Below are 1349 nucleotides of genomic sequence, written 5' to 3'. Positions count from 1 at the left end.
CGACATAATTCGGAAAAATTTCCAGTCTTTTCCGCTCCCATTACTCTCTTCGGAAAGAATTTTCATCACTAAATATCTAATTTCATAAGAATCTTAAAAATATTCTTGTAGGGAGGTCAGAGTCGCAAAAGAATTTCCAGGAACATGGAAGTTCAATTCGCAGAAATACTAAATCGAGTCTCCGTCATTGATAGAGACATCGCGGAGCTGAACCGACTCAAAGGCCGTTTGCCAGCGGATCGTCCGTACTCGCCGTCTTTGCAGCTAACCTTTGACAAACAAATCAATACCTTACTGAACGAACGCGTGGCGTTGATGGAATTGCCTGTCGTCAACCCACCCGCATGGCTATTTCCGAAAGAGCCAGGCCTTCCCTCCACAGAAGAAGTCACCTTCTTAAAGGAGAGAAAGTCCCTTCTCGCGGGCGATTTGTCTCTCGCACATCCCAATGAACAGGATGTCATTAATTTCATACGAGACATTCCAAAAACAGAAATCCACCTTCACTTAGAAGCATGTGTAAACAAAGAGACTCTCAAGTTTTTGTACAAGAAAAATGGTGTAGAAGTTACGGATAAAGAGTTTGAGGATAAGTATAACTTTAAAGACCTCAATGGCTTTATACAAGTTTTCTTCTTTGTCCAGGGTGCTGTAAAAGAAGCCAGCGATTTAGGGTACTTTATAGATAGCCTTGCAGATTATCTGAGATCAAATAATATCATTTACTCAGAGGCATTTTTTGCTCCGTCCAAATTCATTCAAAATGGTTTGGATTTCGATGAAATGATCGAAGTCATGGTGACTCGGATTCGACAAATTGAGGTGAAAGATGGGATAACCATTCGATTGCTCGTTGACGTTTCGAGATCTTTCGGTCCTGCCAACGCGATGAACAACCTCAATCGCGTGTTAGGTTTGAAACACAAAGAAGTCATCGGAATTGGTCTTGGCGGGGCAGAACTGATGGGCCCAGCAAAAGATTATGCTGAAGTTTTTAAGAAAGCACGGGAAGCGGGTCTTCGTTGTGTTTCTCACTCAGGTGAAGATGACGGACCTTGGGCAATCTGGGATGCAGTAAGCTTGTGTAAGGCGGAGAGAATCGGCCATGGAACATCCGCGATCCAAGATCCGGAACTGATGAAGTACATGAAGGACAATAAGATTCCGATCGAGATTTGTGTGACTTCAAATGTCTTCACAGGAAAATATGTTCGAAAAGAACAAAACCATCCTGTTCGTTATTATTATGACCAAGGTATGATGCTCTCTATCAACACGGATGACCCGGAAATTTTTAACGTAAATCTAACTTATGAGTATTTTAAACTCTATCGTTTTTTAGATTTTTC

General features: G+C 41.7%; 1 protein-coding gene. It reads left to right on the top strand.

The annotated features are described in order from the left end of the window. Positions 1-144: 144 nt before the first annotated feature. A partial coding sequence (gene add, locus EHQ58_RS15435; protein WP_135624813.1) for an adenosine deaminase occupies positions 145-1349 on the top strand: 1205 nt, incomplete at its 3' end.

It is taken from the genome of Leptospira ognonensis (assembly GCF_004770745.1).
Lineage (GTDB): Bacteria > Spirochaetota > Leptospiria > Leptospirales > Leptospiraceae > Leptospira_A > Leptospira_A ognonensis.
The sequence above is the reverse complement of the archived record's forward strand: the minus strand, read 5'-3'. Positions and strand labels throughout refer to the sequence as shown.